This window comes from Microcoleus sp. D3_18a_C4, assembly GCF_036702415.1.
In the GTDB taxonomy this organism is placed as follows: domain Bacteria; phylum Cyanobacteriota; class Cyanobacteriia; order Cyanobacteriales; family Microcoleaceae; genus Microcoleus.
Map to the genome: position 1 here is coordinate 1 of NZ_JAUBTI010000111.1, position 3,151 is coordinate 3,151.

Annotated in this window: 1 protein-coding gene and 2 pseudogenes; all 3 read left to right on the forward strand. The window is 46.0% G+C overall.

The features are described 5' to 3' along the window. Positions 1-652: 652 nt before the first annotated feature. A pseudogene (gene modB, locus QUB16_RS33715) lies at positions 653-1,285 on the forward strand (molybdate ABC transporter permease subunit); the annotation flags it as partial. Between the two features lie 231 nt (positions 1,286-1,516). Next, a pseudogene (locus tag QUB16_RS33720) lies at positions 1,517-1,916 on the forward strand (sulfate/molybdate ABC transporter ATP-binding protein); the annotation flags it as partial. Positions 1,917-2,676: 760 nt separating this feature from the next. Continuing rightward, positions 2,677-3,075, forward strand: coding sequence for a peptide-methionine (R)-S-oxide reductase MsrB (msrB, locus tag QUB16_RS28360; protein WP_333321349.1), 399 nt, complete (start codon positions 2,677-2,679; stop codon positions 3,073-3,075). Positions 3,076-3,151: the final 76 nt, after the last annotated feature.

Consider the following 3,151-nt stretch of genomic DNA (forward strand, 5'->3'; position numbering starts at 1 on the left):
CCTGTTCCACAAGAAAATTCACTCTTTGTGGAACAGGCCGAAAAGCCTGTTCTTGAGAATGGTGCAAGATGTGAGATACAACCAAATTTTGTAGGGGCGGGTTTTACAAACAATATCTAATTCCCGCCAACAATCTATATAAACCCGCCCCCACACAACAGATAACCTTGTGTATTCAAAGAGGTACATTTCGATTTGCCCTTGGGTGGGGGCGGGTTTACGAGATTATTGGTATTAGCCGAAGATTGTTGGTAAAACCCGCCCCTACCAGCGTTTGTTGACTTTTTGGGGGGCGATCGGGCTAAAATAGTATTTCAGAAATACGGATTTGGGATGGCTCACCAATTAGTCTCATACAACCAAATTTTGTAGGGGCGGGTTCACCAACAATATCTAATTCCCGCCAACAATCTATATAAACCCGCCCTCACACAACAGATAACCTTGTGTATTCAAAGAGGTACATTTCGATTTGCCCTTGGGTGGGGGCGGGTTTACGAGATTATTGGTATTAGCCGAAGATTGTTGGTAAAACCCGCCCCTACGAGCGAATCCCAAAATTATACATTTTGATTTATCTGTGTGTGGGGGCGGGTTTAGGAAATTATGTGTTTGAGGCAATTATTGTTGGTGAAACCCGTCCCTACGATTTATGGAATTTGATATTTCTCCGCTCTGGATATCTCTGAAATCATCAGCCATCGCCACTTTCTTTACCTTTTTCATGGGAATAGCCGCCGCGCGGTGGATGCTTTCAACTCGCATCAGAGGTAAAGCTTTGATTGAAGGCATTTTCATTTCTCCCTTAGTTTTGCCGCCGACAGTAGTGGGATTTTTGCTGCTGCTGCTGTTTGGTAGAAATGGGGCGATCGGTCAATTATTGCTACAATTCGACTTAACTATAATTTTCACTTGGCAAGCGGCCGCCATTACTGCCACCGTTGTCTCATTTCCCCTGATGTACAAAACTGCTTTGGGAGCTTTTGAGCAAATTGATGCCAATCTTCTCAACGCAGCCCGCACTTTGGGAGCCTCGGAGTGGCAAGTCTTTTGGCGAATTATGTTGCCGCTAGCATGGCCGGGAATTTTAGCAGGAACTATTCTCGCATTTGCCCGCGCTTTGGGTGAATTCGGCGCGACGTTGATGTTAGCGGGGAATATTCCCGGACAAACTCAAACTATCCCGATGGCAATTTATTTTGCTGTGGAAGCTGGGGATATGAGGCAAGCTGCTATTTGGGTTTTGATTATTCTGAGTATTTCTTTGAGCGTGCTAACTGCTGTTAATTTTTGGACTAATTTACAAAAGAGATCGCCCAAACCGAATTCGAGTTATAGATTGCAATCAAATATTCCTAAATTCTCGTCTAATTTTACCACAAAATCCCAACAACAACCGAAAAGCGGACTTTGTTTAAGCATTTTTAAACCTCTCTCCGGCTTTGCTTTGGATGTCGGCTTCGATATCGGCCCGGAAGTGCTGGGAATTTTGGGTGCGTCGGGTTCCGGCAAAAGCATGACTCTGCGCTGCATCGCTGGTTTGGAAACTCCCAGCAGCGGTAAAATTGCAGTCAACGGCAGGGTTTTATTTGACTCAGCAGAGGGCATTAATGTAGCTTCTAAAGACCGCCGCATCGGTTTTTTGTTTCAAAACTATGCTTTATTTCCTCACCTGACTGTTGCTCAAAATATTGCGTTTGGCTTGCAGCATTTATCCGAAAGCGAGCAAAAACTTCGGGTAAAAGAACAGCTAATTTCGGTACAAATGTCGGGACTGGAAAACCGCTACCCGCACGAACTTTCGGGGGGCCAACAGCAGCGGGTGGCTTTGGCTAGGGCGATCGCCCCTTCTCCAGAATTGCTGCTGTTAGACGAACCGTTTTCTGCTTTGGATACTCACTTACGCAGTCAACTGGAACGGGAGTTAATGCAGACTCTGGCTAATTATCGGGGCATTACTTTGTTTGTCAGCCACAATTTAGAGGAAGTTTACCGGGTGTGCAAAAATCTGTTGGTTTTGGCCGAGGGAAGGCCGATCGCCTTTGATACCAAAGAGAACATTTTCGATCGCCCTGGCAATTTCACCGTCGCCCAGTTGACGGGCTGTAAGAACTTCTCTGCCGCTAAACCGATCTCCGTAACTCTCGTGGAGGCGATCGACTGGGGCTGTACTCTGACTGTAGTCGAACCAATTCCCAACTCTCTAGTTTCTGTGGGAATTCGGGCTCATCAACTGAGTTTTGTTAGCGGGTGCGATCGTCAAAATACTTTTGCTTGTTGGATCGCCTCGACTGTGGAAACTCCGCACCGGGTGACATTATATCTCAAATTGCACTCGCCTCCCCATGATTCCCAAGATTATCACTTGCAAGCCGAAGTTTTCAAGGAAAAGTGGAGGGCTATTAAGGACAATCCTTTTCCCTGGTATGTTCATATCGAGCCAATTAGGTTAATATTAATGGAAGCCTGAGTTAACTAGCAATATACCGTTAACCGTCAATGGGAGCATCTCAGTTTTGTAAAAAGCATTTTTTTTATTGTAGTGCGAGCGTCCCCGCTCGCGTATTGTACAATACGCGAGCGGGGACGCTCGCACTGTAAATGCAAAACTGAGATGCTCCCACCGTCAACACTCAAAACTCAACAGCTAAATACATCTCAACCAAACATCAAATCATGACTGAAAAAGTTCAAAAAACCGACGCCGAATGGCAACAACAACTCACGCCCGAACAGTTTAAAGTCACCCGCAAAAAAGGAACGGAAAGAGCTTTTAGCGGCGAATATCACGACAACAAAAAAACCGGACTTTATAAGTGTATTTGCTGCGGCACTGAGCTATTTAAATCAGAAACAAAGTACGATTCCGGTACCGGTTGGCCGAGTTTCTACGCTCCCGTTAGCGAAGAAAATGTCAAGTGTGAGTCCGATAACACCTTGTTCATGCGCCGAACAGAGGTACTGTGCGCTGTTTGCGACGCTCATCTCGGTCACGTATTTAACGACGGGCCCAAACCTACCGGTCAGCGTTACTGCATGAATTCTGCTGCTCTTAATTTCGTTCCCAAGGATTGATTCTTTTAGGGGTTCGCCTGTCCAACCCCTACTCCCCACAAAAACTCAATCCGGTTGTGGAACAGGCATCTTGCCT

Coding starts and splice junctions, on each gene's coding strand:
- msrB (WP_333321349.1), top strand. CDS start 2,677: ATGACTGAAAAAGTTCAAAAAACCGACGCCGAATGGCAACAACAACTC.